At 55.1% G+C, this 14298-nt stretch carries 16 protein-coding genes; 11 read left to right on the top strand and 5 right to left on the bottom strand.

The annotated features are described in order from the left end of the window. Positions 1-66: 66 nt before the first annotated feature. From HGBM_RS23000 to HGBM_RS32650, 4 genes are all read left to right on the top strand, one after another. Positions 67-555, top strand: coding sequence for a hypothetical protein (locus tag HGBM_RS23000; RefSeq protein ID WP_019123442.1), 489 nt, complete (start codon positions 67-69; stop codon positions 553-555). Positions 556-646: 91 nt separating this feature from the next. Beyond that, positions 647-904, top strand: a complete 258-nt coding sequence (locus HGBM_RS22995; protein ID WP_019123441.1) for a 2'-5' RNA ligase family protein — start codon at positions 647-649, stop codon at positions 902-904. Positions 905-979: 75 nt separating this feature from the next. After that, entirely contained in the window at positions 980-1648 is a 669-nt protein-coding gene (locus tag HGBM_RS22990) for a hypothetical protein (protein ID WP_019123440.1), read from the top strand. Further along, positions 1645-1851, top strand: a complete 207-nt coding sequence (locus HGBM_RS32650) for a type 2 periplasmic-binding domain-containing protein (protein ID WP_019123439.1) — start codon at positions 1645-1647, stop codon at positions 1849-1851. Before HGBM_RS22990 ends, HGBM_RS32650 begins: the two co-directional genes overlap by 4 nt. Before the next feature lie 75 nt (positions 1852-1926). Here the strand turns inward: HGBM_RS32650 and HGBM_RS22980 are convergent, their stop codons facing one another. Continuing rightward, complete coding sequence (locus tag HGBM_RS22980; RefSeq protein WP_019123438.1) at positions 1927-2448, bottom strand: hypothetical protein; 522 nt, start codon at positions 2446-2448, stop codon at positions 1927-1929. A 404-nt stretch (positions 2449-2852) separates the two neighbouring features. Here HGBM_RS22980 and HGBM_RS22975 point away from each other — a divergent pair, with 404 nt between their 5' ends. Further along, positions 2853-3575, top strand: coding sequence for a TerC family protein (locus HGBM_RS22975; protein ID WP_019123437.1), 723 nt, complete (start codon positions 2853-2855; stop codon positions 3573-3575). Between the two features lie 233 nt (positions 3576-3808). Here HGBM_RS22975 and HGBM_RS22970 read toward each other — a convergent pair whose 3' ends face one another. Continuing rightward, entirely contained in the window at positions 3809-4438 is a 630-nt protein-coding gene (locus HGBM_RS22970) for a MerR family transcriptional regulator (RefSeq protein WP_019123436.1), read from the bottom strand. Positions 4439-4720: 282 nt separating this feature from the next. Here HGBM_RS22970 and HGBM_RS22965 point away from each other — a divergent pair, with 282 nt between their 5' ends. The 3 genes from HGBM_RS22965 to fabI all read left to right on the top strand — a co-directional run bounded on the left by HGBM_RS22965 (position 4721) and on the right by fabI (position 6551). Next, on the top strand, positions 4721-5443 hold the full coding sequence (locus tag HGBM_RS22965) for a ZIP family metal transporter (RefSeq protein WP_019123435.1): 723 nt from the start codon (positions 4721-4723) through the stop codon (positions 5441-5443). Positions 5444-5501: 58 nt separating this feature from the next. After that, positions 5502-5660, top strand: a complete 159-nt coding sequence (locus HGBM_RS30535) for a hypothetical protein (protein ID WP_019123434.1) — start codon at positions 5502-5504, stop codon at positions 5658-5660. Positions 5661-5774: 114 nt separating this feature from the next. Next, positions 5775-6551 carry an enoyl-ACP reductase FabI gene (gene fabI / locus HGBM_RS22955; protein ID WP_019123433.1) on the top strand — a complete coding sequence of 259 codons (777 nt, stop codon included), beginning with the start codon at positions 5775-5777 and terminating at the stop codon, positions 6549-6551. Between the two features lie 214 nt (positions 6552-6765). Here fabI and HGBM_RS22945 read toward each other — a convergent pair whose 3' ends face one another. Further along, a complete protein-coding gene (locus tag HGBM_RS22945) occupies positions 6766-8988 on the bottom strand; it encodes a UvrD-helicase domain-containing protein (RefSeq protein ID WP_019123431.1) in 2223 nt (740 codons plus the stop codon). Positions 8989-9182: 194 nt separating this feature from the next. Here HGBM_RS22945 and HGBM_RS22940 point away from each other — a divergent pair, with 194 nt between their 5' ends. Continuing rightward, positions 9183-10553 carry a M28 family peptidase gene (locus tag HGBM_RS22940; RefSeq protein ID WP_019123430.1) on the top strand — a complete coding sequence of 457 codons (1371 nt, stop codon included), beginning with the start codon at positions 9183-9185 and terminating at the stop codon, positions 10551-10553. Positions 10554-10624: 71 nt separating this feature from the next. On the opposite strand, the gene HGBM_RS22935 is transcribed toward HGBM_RS22940, so the two are convergent. Beyond that, positions 10625-11989 carry a hemolysin family protein gene (locus HGBM_RS22935; RefSeq protein WP_019123429.1) on the bottom strand — a complete coding sequence of 455 codons (1365 nt, stop codon included), beginning with the start codon at positions 11987-11989 and terminating at the stop codon, positions 10625-10627. 317 nt (positions 11990-12306) lie between these two features. On the opposite strand from HGBM_RS22935, the gene HGBM_RS28345 reads away from it, so the two are divergent. Together HGBM_RS28345 and HGBM_RS22925 are read left to right on the top strand one after the other, a co-directional pair. Next, positions 12307-12939 carry a YitT family protein gene (locus HGBM_RS28345; protein WP_019123428.1) on the top strand — a complete coding sequence of 211 codons (633 nt, stop codon included), beginning with the start codon at positions 12307-12309 and terminating at the stop codon, positions 12937-12939. A gap of 81 nt (positions 12940-13020) precedes the next feature. Beyond that, positions 13021-13941: an MBL fold metallo-hydrolase gene (locus tag HGBM_RS22925; protein ID WP_019123427.1), complete on the top strand. Its 921-nt coding sequence runs from the start codon at positions 13021-13023 to the stop codon at positions 13939-13941. 20 nt (positions 13942-13961) lie between these two features. On the opposite strand, the gene HGBM_RS29900 is transcribed toward HGBM_RS22925, so the two are convergent. Continuing rightward, the coding region (locus HGBM_RS29900) for a hypothetical protein (RefSeq protein WP_026074610.1) at positions 13962-14298 on the bottom strand (337 nt) is incomplete at its 5' end.

Raw genomic sequence — 14298 nt, 5'->3', positions numbered from 1 at the left:
TTCAACAAAGGATACGACAGGGCCTGCTGCGAATAGGTAGTAGGAAAACCAGGCGAGGTGAGTGGAATGCAGTCTGTTCAATTCGATTCGTCAGATGTCGTGTCCGCGTATTCCCGGCAGTTTCATGAGGAGATCGAGCTGTTGGCCGGCCAATTTGCCCTGAAGCCCGGTGAAGCGTTCCCCGCGATCGAGCGGAAAACCCAGCCGTTTGCCCGGGCCGAGGTTGAGTACACCCTATGGGGGCAGACGGGCGTGGTCTCGATCAGAGGAAATTTCCCATTACACGCACAGCATGCTTCGCATTGCGAGACAATACCCGTCATCATGCGGTTCTCCCTTTCGTACAGCGGGGAAACGGCGCCGGGTGACGTAAAGCGGCGGGTGGAAGAACAGGTAGGGAGCGACGTCGAGATCGACTGGAGCCTCCTTCCGGCCGGTCATGACGATCACCTGGAACTGTCGCTTCGTTTTCCATACCGGCCGCAAACCGGGATGCTCTGTGAATACGCCCGGGATGTGCTGGGGATCATAACGAGGCGCATCATTGCCGCATGATCAGCCGGTCAACCATCACTTATGTACGACAACAGGCTCTCCGCTGGAGGGCTATTTTTCGTAAGCGGATACAGCAGAAAGGAGTATCGCCATGCGATTATTTGTGGCGCTTGACCTGTCGCAGCAGGCAGCCGGCTACGTACGTCAGGTTCAATCCAGCCTGCAGCGGAAGATAACCGCAGCCCGGTGGCAGCCGGACAACCTGCACCTGACTCTGCATTTTCTCGGGGAAACAGATGAGCAGCTGATCCCCTCGATCTGCGCCGACATGGATTTGATCGGTTCGCTGATTCAGCCGTGCTGCATACCGCTTTTCATTCGCGAAAAAAAGCGAGTGCGGATCCGATGATTTGTCAATAAATCAAGAGTGTTGAATACACTGTAGTGAGTAAACGTCATTTTGTCGGAAAGCGGTGGGATTTCGATGGGAGAGTTTACTACCGGTGTACTGTACCCGCGAAAGTATGAGCCAAAAGTGATACATAGCTTGCCAAAGTCTCGCCAACCGTATTTTCACAAGAACGTCAACAGCACCTGGAACGCCTTTTTTTTGCAAGACGAATGGATTGGGGGAGCGGATACCATGCAGTTCCTGCTCCGCTTGTCCAGCCAGCACGTTCCCTTGCTGTGGTTTCACGACGCTGAGGACAAGGGCTGGGGGTATCGCCTGTTCGACGGTGGCTTCGAGGTTTCGTCAGCCGCAATCAACTACGAACTGGACGTAGAGATGGCAGAGAGCATCATGAACAGCCGCTATCCGGACATCGAGCTGGCCGAAGAGGTCATCGAGAACGAAGAACTTCGCAAAGAGTACGAACAGGTGCTGGACCAGGTCGCCCGCTCGTCCGACTATCGCCAGGAGGTGTGGAAAGGGGTTTCCAGGGCAAGGCCGGAATCTTTTGCAGCACTTTTATCCCATAAACAAATTTTCCAGCTTCGCTCGTTGTTTAACCTGCATTTTCTGGCGGGATATGACGAGGAGACGGGCAATTCCTATCTGTACGATTCGGTTGACCTGTTTAAAGAAATTTTGGGGATTGAGGAGATGATGTGGGTAAATTATACGTATCTGGCGAGTGGAGGTCGAGAGTGAACCGGGCTGGCAGCCGGCAGCCGGGAATGGCGCTCCGGCAGGCGACCAAGCGGGTGGACGTGGTAATTAACGACGCCTTGTCGGTCTACGATTACCTGAAGCAAAAACCGGACATGCCCGTAAAGGTCGTCGCCAAGTACGACACCAACATGAAAAACGGCTTTATGTTCAAAAAAATAAAAGAGCCAATTCGCTGCAAATAAACAGCCAAATTGGCCATAAAAAAGAAACACGTCCAATTGGACGTGTCGGCGTTGCCGGGAAAGCGCCGGTTTGGACTAGTTTCCCCGCAAATCTTCCAGATTGATTCCTTGTTCAACAGCAAATTGAAAATCTTCCACATCGTAGAACTGCAGCGGAATGTTGTGGTCGATCATGCGATCCTGCCATTCAATCTGATCTGTAAGCAAAGGAACCCGCAAGCGGATGGCAGAGAGCATCAGCTGGGTTTCGATCGGATCGAAAGCCTCGCCCCACATCTCGTTGTCTTCTGCCTTGATTACCGTGAGATGAACCATATCCTGAAAGGGGATGGTGATGGTCGACCAGGGGGCAACCAGCGCTTTTTCCATCTGTTTGCGTGTAAACGGTTCATCAAAATACTTGATCATCGTATCCATCACTTCGCGCACATGCCTGTCGTCTTCAGGATTGAGCATAATCGGTTCAGGACTGTGCCGAATTTCTTCCAATTCATAGATCGTCGAAGAAGGGATGATGTACTCGACCGGATGATCCGGAGACATCAGCTCGCCGTAAATGGCTAACATCACGGCTTCTAAGACGAATTGCTTCCTCACATGACAACCCTCCTCCCTTCCATCATACTCAAATCAACTGTTGACAACAACCCCGGATAACGTTAGGATTATATTTGTAAAACGAACTGTTTTCTTTCTTCACCGCATGGGAAAGTATTACTTTCCTGTCGGCATAAAAAGCTTCTACTAAAGAAGCACCCGCTTCTTCGGAGGGGCTTCGATCGAAGCTTTTTTACACAAAGGGGAGTAGCTTTTACAGCAAAGTCGTCAATACGGGACTACACTTCGTCCTCGGCTTTGTTGGCAACGATGAACGACGTTGTTAGCAAGACCTTTGCCTATGTACCACACATAGGTGAGGGTCTTTTATATTTGACTTCTCACCTGTTCGGAAACAAGCCGGTTGAAGTGTTCGGCTGAAAAACAGAGGGGAGTTGGAGAAATTGCTAGAGACAACGTTTTTGGGATCACTTTTGCTCATCATCGCAATCGACATCATTCTGGGAGGAGACAATGCCGTCGTCATTGCGATGGCGAGCCGCAAACTGCCCGCAGAGCAAAAGAAAAAAGCCGTTATTTGGGGAACTTGCATCGCGGTAGTGATCCGCGTGCTGGCGACGATCGCGGCCGCCTTGCTTTTAAAGATACCGTTTTTGTACCTGGTCGGCGGACTCTTGCTGGCGTGGATCGCTTTCAAGCTGCTGCTTGAAGACGACGAAGAAAAAGAGGTCAAAGCCGGGGACAGCTTGCTGCAGGCGATCAAGACGATTGTCTTTGCAGACGTTTTGATGGGACTGGATAACGTGCTGGCGATCGCTGGAGCCGCCAAAGGTGAAATCTCGCTGATCGTGATCGGATTGTTAATCAGCATCCCCGTTATGGTTTGGGGAAGCAGCCTGATCCTGAAGGCGATGGAGCGCTTTCCGTGGATCGTGTACGTGGGATCGGGGATTCTCGCCTGGACAGCGGCCAGAATGATCACCCACGAACATGTCGTCGCACAGTTTTTGCCTACGCCTTGGCTTCTGTACGGCTTTGAACTGCTGATCGTGATCGGGATCATCGCGACCGGATTTTGGAAGAGGAACCGGACCTACCAAACGAAAAAGAAGCGGGAAACAGAGCAAAAAGAGCTGGTGGCGGACGATATTGCCGCCGGTTCGTAAGCAAATTCCCAATTGGCGTGCCATAACGTAAGCGAGCCCATTTTTCCCGGCCTCCATAACAATGTCCGCCAAAGCAAAAAACGCGGGGTGCTCTGCACTTGCCCCGCGTTTTCTTACAGGATAAGAAAGGAAAACTCTGAGAGGGCTTCCTTATCCTGCATGAAAAGCTTCCTCTCAAGAAGGACTCGACTACTTCTTCGAGAAGGCTTCAATCGAAGCTTTTCTTATAAGCACTATTCCACGTAGAGTCGCTGCTCGCGGCTGAACCAGCGGAAGGGGTTGAGCCGCCAGCGCGATTGATAGCGATTTTGCCGTTCTTTGCGGCGGGTCAGCCGCTGGTGCATCAAATCCATCTCAAAGGTCACGCGCCGAATTTCCAGGCGAAGCGACTCCTGCATTTCTTCGATATCGGCGATTTTCTCCAGAATCGCTGCCTGGGCGCTCTGCATGGAGGAGAGGTGAGTCAGTTCCTGCTGAAAGTGGAAGAGCGTCTCTTGCACGGTCTGTTCCACTTCGTGCAGGCTGGCGATCGTTCGCTGCTGCACATCGAGGGCCAGCGACTCCGCTTCCTTTTTCTCCTCAGCCTCTTCTGCTGCAGACAGCTCGTCCAGGCGAATCAGCCCTTCCTCAACCATCTGCCGCTGGATGTCGCGGAGGGAGGCATTTCCCGCGTCTTTCCGCTTCTTTACTTCGTTCAGCAGCATAACGCCGTGTTCACTGATCAAGTAGTGGCCTTGTGCATTTTTTTGCCGCTCGTTTACCGGGACAAACATCTCCAGCCAGTTGCGCAGTGTCCGGACGTGAAGATCGAGCCGATCGGCCACTTCTTTTGATGCCAACCACACTTGTACATTGAGACTCATCGTTATGCACCCCTTTATCAGACGATTCCGGTACGTTTGTGCCCTATTATAGCACCTATTTTTCCGGGAAAAAGCAAATCGACAAAGGTTCTAAAAACTAGTGTGATTTCGGCGAATTGGGACAGTTTGTCGATTTTTGCACGGCGCAGCCGGCCGGGTGCTGTCTTCCTGCCAATAAGGTGAAACAGACAGACTGCCTGGCATTTTTGTCCGGCCGGCGACGTAGATTGTAAGAAAGAAAGCTGTCCCAGCCGATGGGAGATGCGGAAAGAGGGCGGAGCGGTGGTACCACATTGGCAGATTCCTGTCTCAGTGATTGTGGCGGCGGCTTCAATGGCGAGTGCGCTAGGCGGGCTGCTGCTGTTTTTCCGCAAGGCTTGGTCGGAAGATTCCCTGTACGCGATGGTCAGCGTCGGCGGGGGCTTGCTGTTGGCCCTGACCGTACTGGATCTGCTGCCGCAAAGCCTGACGGGAGGCAAGCATGTGATGCCGTTTGTCCTGTTCGGGTTCGGGTTGCTGTTCGTGATGGAGGTCGCCCAAAGGCAGGTGAGCGGCTGGCAGGGAAGCGCGTACGGCGTACTGCTGGGCTTTGTCATTCACTCATTCGTCGAGGGGCTGTCCCTGATGGCCAGCCTGGAGGCAAATCAACAGCTTCAGCTGACGTTCCTGGGAAGTTTTATTTTACATAAAATCCCAGATGGCATTACGGTGGGCGCCTTCATCCTGCAGGCGACCAGAAGCCGCGTGGCGGCATTGACGGGAGCGGCCGTGCCGGGGATTGCCTTGCTGCTCGGCGTCTGGGCCATGGCGGCGGCGCATGAGCTGATCCCGCAAAGCTGGACGCGCGGGGCGATGGCGATGGCGACGGGGGTGTTCCTCTACATTTCCGCCAGCCATCTCGTTCCGTACATCCAACGATCCGGACGTCCGCAGATGGCCTTGTACTTTTTTGGCACGATCCTGTTCTACTTCTCCCTTCACCTGTATTTCGGCACGCATGCATAGATTTCCCCGTTTTTTTCCACGCTAAAAACCAGACAAAGGAAAAAGGAGGGAGCAGACGTTGAACACAAAACGCGAACCATTTCCGGGCCGGGAGCAGGTAGAACTGCCAACCGAGGGAACAGCGCTCAACCCGGTCGAATCCAGTTGGGTCTTTGACGCGAATGCCTCAGCCGCACCCCCGGATGAGCTTGACCGGGCCATGCAGCAGGGAGAGTGATGCCCGCAGAGGCGCTGTCGGCTTCTTTTCCGTTTTTTCCCCGTGCTTTCTCTCGTAAGATGTGCCGAGATGGTATATAATGGCGGGGGAGACTAGGAAAAGGAGCGGATGTGGATGAATCAGATGTTGAAGGGCAAGAATATCGTGATTATGGGCGTGGCCAATCATCGCAGTATTGCCTGGGGAATTGCCCAGTCGCTGTCCCAGGCAGGGGCGAATTTGATCTTCACCTATCAGGGGGAGCGCCTGCGCGAAAATGTGGCGAAGCTGGCCGCTACGCTGGACCAGCCGGAGCAAATCCTCGTTCCTTGCGACGTGACCAGCGACGAGGAAGTGGCGAAAGCATTTTCCCAGATCAAGGAGAAAGTGGGAGTGATCCACGGATTGGCCCACTGCATTGCCTTCGCGAAAACGGAGGAGTTGGAAGGCGAGTTTGTGGGTACGTCTCGCGATGGCTACGCGCTTGCGCAGGACATCAGCGCTTATTCGCTGGTCGCGGTGGCCCGGGAAGCGCGCGGGCTGATGACGGAGGGCGGAAGTATCGTTACGCTTACATATTTGGGCGGAGAGCGCGTGATCCCCAACTACAACGTGATGGGTGTGGCCAAGGCGGCGCTTGATGCGAGCGTGCGCTACCTGGCCCATGACCTGGGGAAAGAGAATATCCGCATCAACGCGATTTCGGCCGGTCCGATTCGCACCTTGGCGGCAAAAGGAATCCGCAACTTCAATGCGGTACTGAAAGAGATTGAAGAAAAAGCGCCGCTTCGCCGCACGATCGACCAATCCGAAGTAGGCGATACGGCTCTCTTCCTGTTTTCCCACCTCTCCCGCGGCATTACCGGAGAAGTGATCCACGTAGACGCAGGCTACAACATCATGGGATTTTAGATTTCTCGTTTGGTCAAGCTGCTCCAGCAAAATGAATAAAAGGCCTCCTCTTCCGTCACACTAGACAAAAAACGGAAGAAAGGGGCCTTTTTCATGTTTCCGCTTATCTTTTCAGTCGAAGATCTCATGTTCTACTCCCGACGTCCGGACCTCTTGATAGGCCCGCCCTTTACTGCCAGCGGCGACGTGATCCAGGATGCGTCCGATCGGCAGGTTACCTCGGCGGATTCTCCCGGCTCATCTCCGCGATAAAACGGGAGGCCCTCGCCTTTCGGCCAAAGCGTTCCTGCGGCACGCCGATGTACAGCTTGTGACGCGCGCGCGTAATCGCTACGTACATCAGGCGGCGCTCTTCTTCCACAGACTGCCGGCTGCCCCGGCGAAGCTGCTCCATCGCGTATTCGTGGGGCAGCACCCCTTCTACCAAATCCACGATAAAGACAAGATCAAATTCCAGGCCCTTCGCCCGGTGGATGCTCATCAGCTGCACGCCCTCACCGTTCGTATGCATGTCGCGAAAGGCCTGCTTCTCGCTCTCCAACAAGGCAGCTGTATGATCGAGAAAGTCCCGCAGGGTCAGGTGGCGCCTGGCTGCGACCAGCAGGGCCCGCAAATCGTCAACAGCCCGCTCCTCGTCGCCAACTCCCCGGCTGCTTGCCCGTTTTTTGACGTAATCCCGCAATTTCAAATCCTCATAGATCAATTCAAGCGCTTGCACAGGGGTGCACTGGCCAAGCTGTGCCAGGACGTCAGCCACCTTTTGCAGATGCTTGCGCTGATACACCTTCAAGCGCGAAAGCCGGGGCAGTGCATCCAAGAGAGGCAGATCGCGAAGGATCGCCTCGCTGCGGATTTCGTTCCACTGCTCGGCGCTGACGTACAGCGTCGGCAGAATGTCGCGCAGGGCCGCCTGGTCGTCGCGGTCGAGCGAGAGCCGCAAGTAGCCGAGCGCCCAGCGTACCGCCTGCTTTTCGTAGAACGCTTCACCCTCGCGGTGGCAGGAAAAGGGGATTTTGGCCTCGGTCAGCCGTTCGATCAACGGCCGGGTCGACTCATAGGTGCGAAACAGGATGGCGATGTCGGACAAGGAGATGCCCTCGGCAAGCTTGCAGGTAATCTCGTCGACGATGCGGGAAGCCTGTTCTTCCTCGTCTGCGGGGTAGAACAGGTAGCAGTCTCCTTCTTCGAGATGGTACGCCTTCAACTCTTTTTTCCAGCGCGAATGATTGTTGCCGATAAGCGAGTAGCCCAATCCGACGATCGCAGAGCGGGAGCGGTAGTTCACTTCCAAAACGATCGACTTCGCCTCGGGATAGTCCTTGGTGAAGCCGAGTATGTACTGCGGGTCGCTGCCGCGAAAGCCATAGATGGATTGGTCGTCGTCGCCGATCACGCACAGGTTGTTCTGGGGAGCGGCCAGAAGCTTGACCGTTTCGTACTGTACCCGGTTGATGTCCTGAAATTCGTCGATCATCAGATAGGCAATGCGGGACTGGTAGAACTGCCGCACCTGTGGGTCGCCTTTGAGCAGTTCGTAACAGCCGAGCAGCATGTCGTCAAAGTCAAACCAGCCGCCGGCATCCTTTGCAGATTCGTACAGCGGATAGAGGGTTTGCGCCCATTTTTCCTCATCGCTTGCCGGTGTCATCACGCCTGCGTCGCTTGGCTGCAGGCATTCGTTTTTCCAACGGCTGATCACGTCGAGGGCGGCTTCCCAATCCGACTCCTTGACCGGCAGATCTTCTCCCTGGCCCAGGCCGCTCTCCCGCAAAAGCCGCAGTTTTTGCCAGGAATGCTTGAGCAGCCTGCGGCCGTCCCAGCGCACGGGATCGTGATGCTGCAGCATGCGGTAAAACAAGCTGTGAAACGTGCCGGCAATCAGCGCCCTGACTTGCTGGGCGGGGATTTCTTCGGACAGCCGCTGCTTGATCTCGGCAGCGGCTTTGGTCGTAAAGGTGACGACCATGATCGAGCGCGGATCAACCGCTTTTTCCCGGATCAGGTAGGCGGTCCTCGCTGTCATGACCCTGGTCTTCCCACTGCCCGCCCCGGCGAGGATCAAAAGCGGCCCTTCCGTCGTGGTGACTGCCTGCCACTGTGCCGGATGCAGGGAGGACGCAGCGCGGTCCAGGAGCGCCTGTATCTTCTGCCTGGGCGCCAATCGCTTGCGAAACGGGCTGTGGGAGCCGGCGGCCGTCTCCCGAGCGGCGGACAGCGGAAGGCCGTCCGGCTGGTCCATTCCCTGCAGCGGGCAGTCCAGGCGGGAGGTGTGCTGGAAATAGGGTTCCTGGCTGATGCCCGCCACCAGCCGAAGTTGATCGCCGCATTCCGGACAAGTGATGCTGCCGCTGGCGGCCCATATCCGCCAGTCGGGAATCTTTGCATAGGTGCTTGGATGCAAAAAAATGGTTTCTCCGTTATGTAAGGCGTATTTCAAGCAGTTTCACTCCAGACGGCCGAACTCTCGTATCTTTCATATGGTATCAGAAAACAGGAGGAAAGTAAGGACTTGACCTGGTCAGAGCGTGTCTGATATTGGCTCAATTTGTCTAGCAGTTTTTGTAGACAAAATATTCACATAATTACATAATGATAATCGGTTGTTACATTTTACGATAGGGGGAAAACGCAATGCTTCGCAAGTCGATGGTTTCACTGGCTGTGACTGGATCGCTGCTGTTCGGGATGACCGCCTATGCCGCGGCCAATCCGTCCGATCACGCATTTGACAACAAGATCGTCAAACGCATCAAGGTAGACAACATCTACAAAACGATTGAGCTTCTCTCAGAAGAGCCCCGGGTGGCAGGGACTGTGGCCGAGGACAAGGCGGTAGAGTACATTGAGAAGCAGTTCAAGTCCTTCGGCTACGACACCCGGGTTCAGCCGTTTGAAATGTTCCAGTACAACCCGCCGACGACTGTTGAACTGTCGGTAGACGGTCTTGGGGATACGGACTTTGCACCCGACACTTTTACGTACGGGGTAAACGGGGATGTGACGGGTCAGCTTGTCTACATTGGCCTGGGTGGTCCGGAAGACGTTGAGGGACTGGATCTCAGCGGAAAGATAGCCCTGGTGAAGCGGGGGAGCTATACATTTGCCGAGAAGATCTTTAACGCTGCGGGAGCGGGGGCAGAAGCGGTCATCCTGTTCAACAATACCAGCGGCGGCATCAATGGAACACTGGGCGAACCCAGCGACGATTACGTCCCGGCTGTCGCCATCGGCAGAGATCTTGGGGAGCAGTTGGCGGACAGGCTGGCAGCCGGCGAAGAACTGACTGCGCATGTGAAGATCGCAGGGGCAAAAGTGGAGCGGCAGACATCCCACAACGTCATCGCGACGAAAAAGCCAAACCGCAATAAGGATACGGGCCAAATCGTCATCGTCGGCGCCCACCACGATTCGGTCGAGGGGGCACCGGGGGCCAATGATGACGCATCCGGCACCGCAACCGTCCTGGAGTTGGCCCGGGTGATGTCCAACATGCCGATCGACACCGAGCTTCGCTTTATAACCTTCGGCGCGGAAGAGAACGGCCTGATCGGTTCCTACGCGTACGCCGAGTCGCTCACGGAGGACGAGCTGGATCGCATCGTCGGGCAGTTCCAGATGGATATGGTCGGCAGCCGCGACGCCGGGGAGCTGATCATGTACACCGTGGACGGCGAAAAAAACATCGTGACCGATCTGGGAGCCGCTGCCGGAGCACGCTTGTCCGGCGTCGTCAACTACGGCCAGGAGGGGCGCAGCGACCACGTGCCGTTTGCCGAACTCGGCATCCCGTCCGCGCTGTTCATCCACGCTCCGGTAGAGCCGTGGTACCATACTCCCGAGGACACGATCGACAAGATCAGCAGGGAGAAGCTTCAACAGGTAGCCGAGATCGTCGGTGCCGCAGTCTATCAAATCGCCCGTCTGGACACGCCGGCGCTGGAACACGCACGGGTGGCGCCGAAGCCGGTCGATTACGAATTTGAAGAGCGGGAATTGGAGTAGTTTACAAAAACAGATAACAGCCCTGACCGGCTTCTTGCGGCCGGTGAAGGGCTGTTCTTTTTATTCAGGAGTTACGCTTGCATCAAGATGCTGCCTTCGTTCGGCTGTTCGTCTTCCGGTTCGACCAGTGTAATTCCGACGCGATTTATGCGGTGGTTCTCCAATTCGGTAATGGTAAACTGGTAGTTTTGGTACGTAACGGAAACTCCTTCCGCCACCGTCTCATTCAGCTGGCTGTACAGCCACCCCCCGATTGTGTCCACTTCATCGGAATGGATTTCGATCGGAATGTAGTCGCCGAGCTCAGACAACAGCGTTTTCCCGGAAACGGAAAGCGCGTCGTTGGACTTCTCGATCTCGGGACGCTCGTTGACGTCAAATTCGTCCTGAATGTCCCCGACGATCTCTTCGAGGATGTCTTCCATGGTCAGCAGACCGGCAGTTCCGCCGTATTCGTCGATGACGATGGCGAGCTGGGAGCGGCGCTTTTGCATCAGCCTGAGCACGTGGCTGATCTCCATCGTCTCCGGCACAGTCAGCACGGGGCGAAGCAGGCGATGCACATCGACTTCGCCTTGGTTGAGCGCGGTCAGGTAGAAGTCGGACGCGTGGACGAAGCCGATGATCCGGTCTTTGTCCTCATGCGCTACCGGCAGGCGGGAATGGCGCGATTCGCGGACGATTTCCAGGTTTTCCTGAAAGGTGTTGTCGTCGTACAAACACACCATGTCGATGCGGGGAATCATGATCTCCCGGGCCAGCCGTTCCGAGAATTCGAAGACGTTGTCGACCAGCGCCATTTCCGTCTGATCGATGTGTCCGCTCTTGTGGCTTTCGTTTACCAGCAGGCGGATTTCCTCTTCCGTGTGAGCGCTGTTGACATTCGTCTCACTCGCCGGCTCGATTCCGACTTTTCTGAGGAAGAAGTTCGCAGTGCCGTTTAACAACCAGATAGCCGGATAGCTGATGCGGTAAAAGAACATCAGCGGGGCTGACACCCACAATGAGGTGGATTCCGCTTTTTGTATCGCCATGGATTTCGGTGCCAATTCGCCGATGACGATGTGCAGGAACGTGATGATCCCAAAGGCGATGACAAACGAAATCGTATGGGCTACGGAAGCGGGTAGACTGCCCAATATCGGAGCGAGATACCTTGCGATTGCCGGTTCACCTACCCAACCGAGCGCAAGCGAAGCCAGGGTGATTCCCAACTGGCACGCAGACAAGTACGCGTCCAGTTCCTGGGTCACTTTTTGAGCGTAAGCGGCTCTCTTGTTTCCCTCGGCGACAAGCTGCGCAATGCGGGTGTGGCGGACCTTGACGAGCGCAAACTCTGCAGCTACAAAAAATCCGTTTAAACAGACCAAAAACAGGATGAGCAGCAGATTGAGAAGAAACGTCGGTATCTCCCCTAAAGGCGGAATACTGTCCAAGTGTCTCTCCTTCCTTGTCACAGGAAAGGAGAATTCACCTCCATATACAATAATTTATTTTGTTTTTTCAATGTACGATGCTTCCTGGCGAAAATATTCGAGCGAACGAGCCCCCCGGCAAATTCTTTTTCCCCTTATGGGAAAGCGCCAAACTGGTTGGACTATTTACAGGAAGACAAATCGTCAGAATCCTGCTTTCTATAGTATACCAGTTTTAAAACCTTTCAGTCAAAAGGGCAACTTTCGGACAGGCGAGTATGCCGAAGAATCATTCACATATGTATAAAATAGAGATTTGGAAGCGGAGGCTGAAGCAAATGCCGTTTTTTTTCGCCAGGAAACTGCTGTTTACCACGGCAGGCGGTATCCTCATCGGAATCGGGGTCAATCTGTTTCTCGTACCGCACCGTTTGATGGACGGCGGCATTATCGGCATCGGGCTCTTGGGACAGTACTACTTTGGCTGGCCGCCCGGCGGGGTGATGCTGATGGCCAGCCTGCCGATTTATGTGCTGATTTGCCTGCTGGACCAACGTCTGTTTGTAAACAGTTTTCTGGGAACGATACTGACTTCCGTGCTGGTCGACGCCTTGTCTCCTCTGCGGATGTTTGGGCCTGTTTCCCTCCCGATCGCTGCCGTGACGGGAGGGATATGCATCGGCGTCGGAACGGGCTTGATGCTGGCCTATCGGACGAATTCCGGAGCGACCGATCTCTTGGCGCAATTTTTGGCGGCGCGAAGCAGGGTCCCGGTCGCGGCGCTGATCTTTATCGAGGACGGCATCATCATTGCCGGTTCCGTGGAGGTGAACGGGCCCGAGAAAACGGTTTTTTCGTTGTTGACGATCATCTCCGTCGCTCTGGCGACTCATTTCTTCAGTCAGGTGAACCGCAGACACCAGCCCTGGGAAGCGATCGGTCCGCTGTCGGCCTGGCTGAAGCGAAAATAGCACGGTGCCTGTATATCTAACCCAGCAAAAAATGGTAACATATACTTGTCCAGATCACGTATAAAATCAGGAGGAGCGGGTATGTCAAACGGGTTTACGATGGTGACCTCCAGAGTGGGATATTTCCCGGGGAGCGTCAATGCAGGATTGGTGTTGGGGGAGTCGGGGGCAATCCTGATCGACAGCGGGCTCGAGGCGCAAACGGCTAAAAAGCTGAAAAAAGGGTTAGAGCAGCTCTCTAAACCCTTGGCGGCGATCGTTCAAACCCATGCCCATGCCGATCATTTTGGCGGGAACGCATATCTGCTGGGCTGTTTTCCCCAGGCAAAAGTGTATGCGCCGCCCATCGAGGAGGCGATTGTCCGCTATCCCGTCCTGGAACCGATCTATTTGGGAATGGGTGCCTCGCCGCTGTCGGAATTGCAGAACAAATTTTTAATGGCGCAAGCTTCACGGGTTGATCACCTCCTGCCCACAGAGGGGGAGATTGAGATTGACGGGGTCTCATTTACGGTTCTTTCCCTGCCCGGGCACAGTTGGCAGCAGGTTGGTTTGGCGGCAGACGGGATTTGCTTCGCCGCGGACAGCTATTTTGGAATGGAGACGCTGCAAAAACACAAGCTGCCCTTTTTGGTGGACGCCTGGGAGACGCTGCAGAGCTTGCACGCGCTGCGGGACAGCCAATTTACCGGGTATTTGCCCGGTCACGGCCGATATGAGACAGATGCGGAGGCTAAACAGACAATTGATGCCAATATCGCCTGCCACGAGCGCCTGTTCGACCTGATCGAAGCGGTGCTGACGGAAGAACAAACCTTGGAGGCCGGCTTGGCGGCCGTGTGTGAGCGATGTGACATCTCGATTCAAAATCTGAGCAGCTTCGTGCTGTTCCGGACAGCTTTTATGGGATATCTGACCGGCCTCTTGCGGGCGGAGCGTGTCGGGTATCGTCTGGAAGCGAATCGCCTGTTGTGGAGAACAAAATCGGACCCAAACAGCTGAGCAGGACGGCTTGCCTCAGATCAGTGGGGCGGGGCGCACAAGTAATCAGCGATCTCCGAAAGCTTGTGTTCTGCCGCCTGCTGCACTTCACGGGGGATGACGAAATGATCAACGGCTCGCTGGCCCTGCGCCGGGGTTCTCGTTTCCAGGTAGGGTTGGCCGATCTTGACAGACGGTTCGTCTTTTCCGAAGTTGTCTTGGGTGAGATTGGTCGGGATGCAGAGGAAGTAAGAGGTACTGGTGGCGGAATCGTACAGAACGACATCATACGTCGGGGGATGTTCCTCACCGGTTCGTCGAAATCCCTGTCGGCGCAGCATCAGGTCGACGTATGAAAGCGGCTGAACGATTCCGGTT

The organism is Brevibacillus massiliensis, from assembly GCF_000311785.1.
In the GTDB taxonomy this organism is placed as follows: domain Bacteria; phylum Bacillota; class Bacilli; order Brevibacillales; family Brevibacillaceae; genus Brevibacillus_C; species Brevibacillus_C massiliensis.
This window is presented reverse-complemented; position numbering and strand designations above follow the sequence as displayed.

What these genes read in the sequence shown, in the direction of transcription:
- HGBM_RS23000 (WP_019123442.1), top strand. Translation starts at nt 67, where the DNA reads ATGCAGTCTGTTCAATTCGATTCGTCAGATGTCGTGTCCGCGTATTCC.
- HGBM_RS22995 (WP_019123441.1), top strand. Translation starts at nt 647, where the DNA reads ATGCGATTATTTGTGGCGCTTGACCTGTCGCAGCAGGCAGCCGGCTAC.
- HGBM_RS22990 (WP_019123440.1), top strand. Translation starts at nt 980, where the DNA reads ATGGGAGAGTTTACTACCGGTGTACTGTACCCGCGAAAGTATGAGCCA.
- HGBM_RS22970 (WP_019123436.1), bottom strand. Translation starts at nt 4,438, where the DNA reads ATGAGTCTCAATGTACAAGTGTGGTTGGCATCAAAAGAAGTGGCCGAT.
- fabI (WP_019123433.1), top strand. Translation starts at nt 5,775, where the DNA reads ATGAATCAGATGTTGAAGGGCAAGAATATCGTGATTATGGGCGTGGCC.
- HGBM_RS22940 (WP_019123430.1), top strand. Translation starts at nt 9,183, where the DNA reads ATGCTTCGCAAGTCGATGGTTTCACTGGCTGTGACTGGATCGCTGCTG.
- HGBM_RS28345 (WP_019123428.1), top strand. Translation starts at nt 12,307, where the DNA reads ATGCCGTTTTTTTTCGCCAGGAAACTGCTGTTTACCACGGCAGGCGGT.
- HGBM_RS22925 (WP_019123427.1), top strand. Translation starts at nt 13,021, where the DNA reads ATGTCAAACGGGTTTACGATGGTGACCTCCAGAGTGGGATATTTCCCG.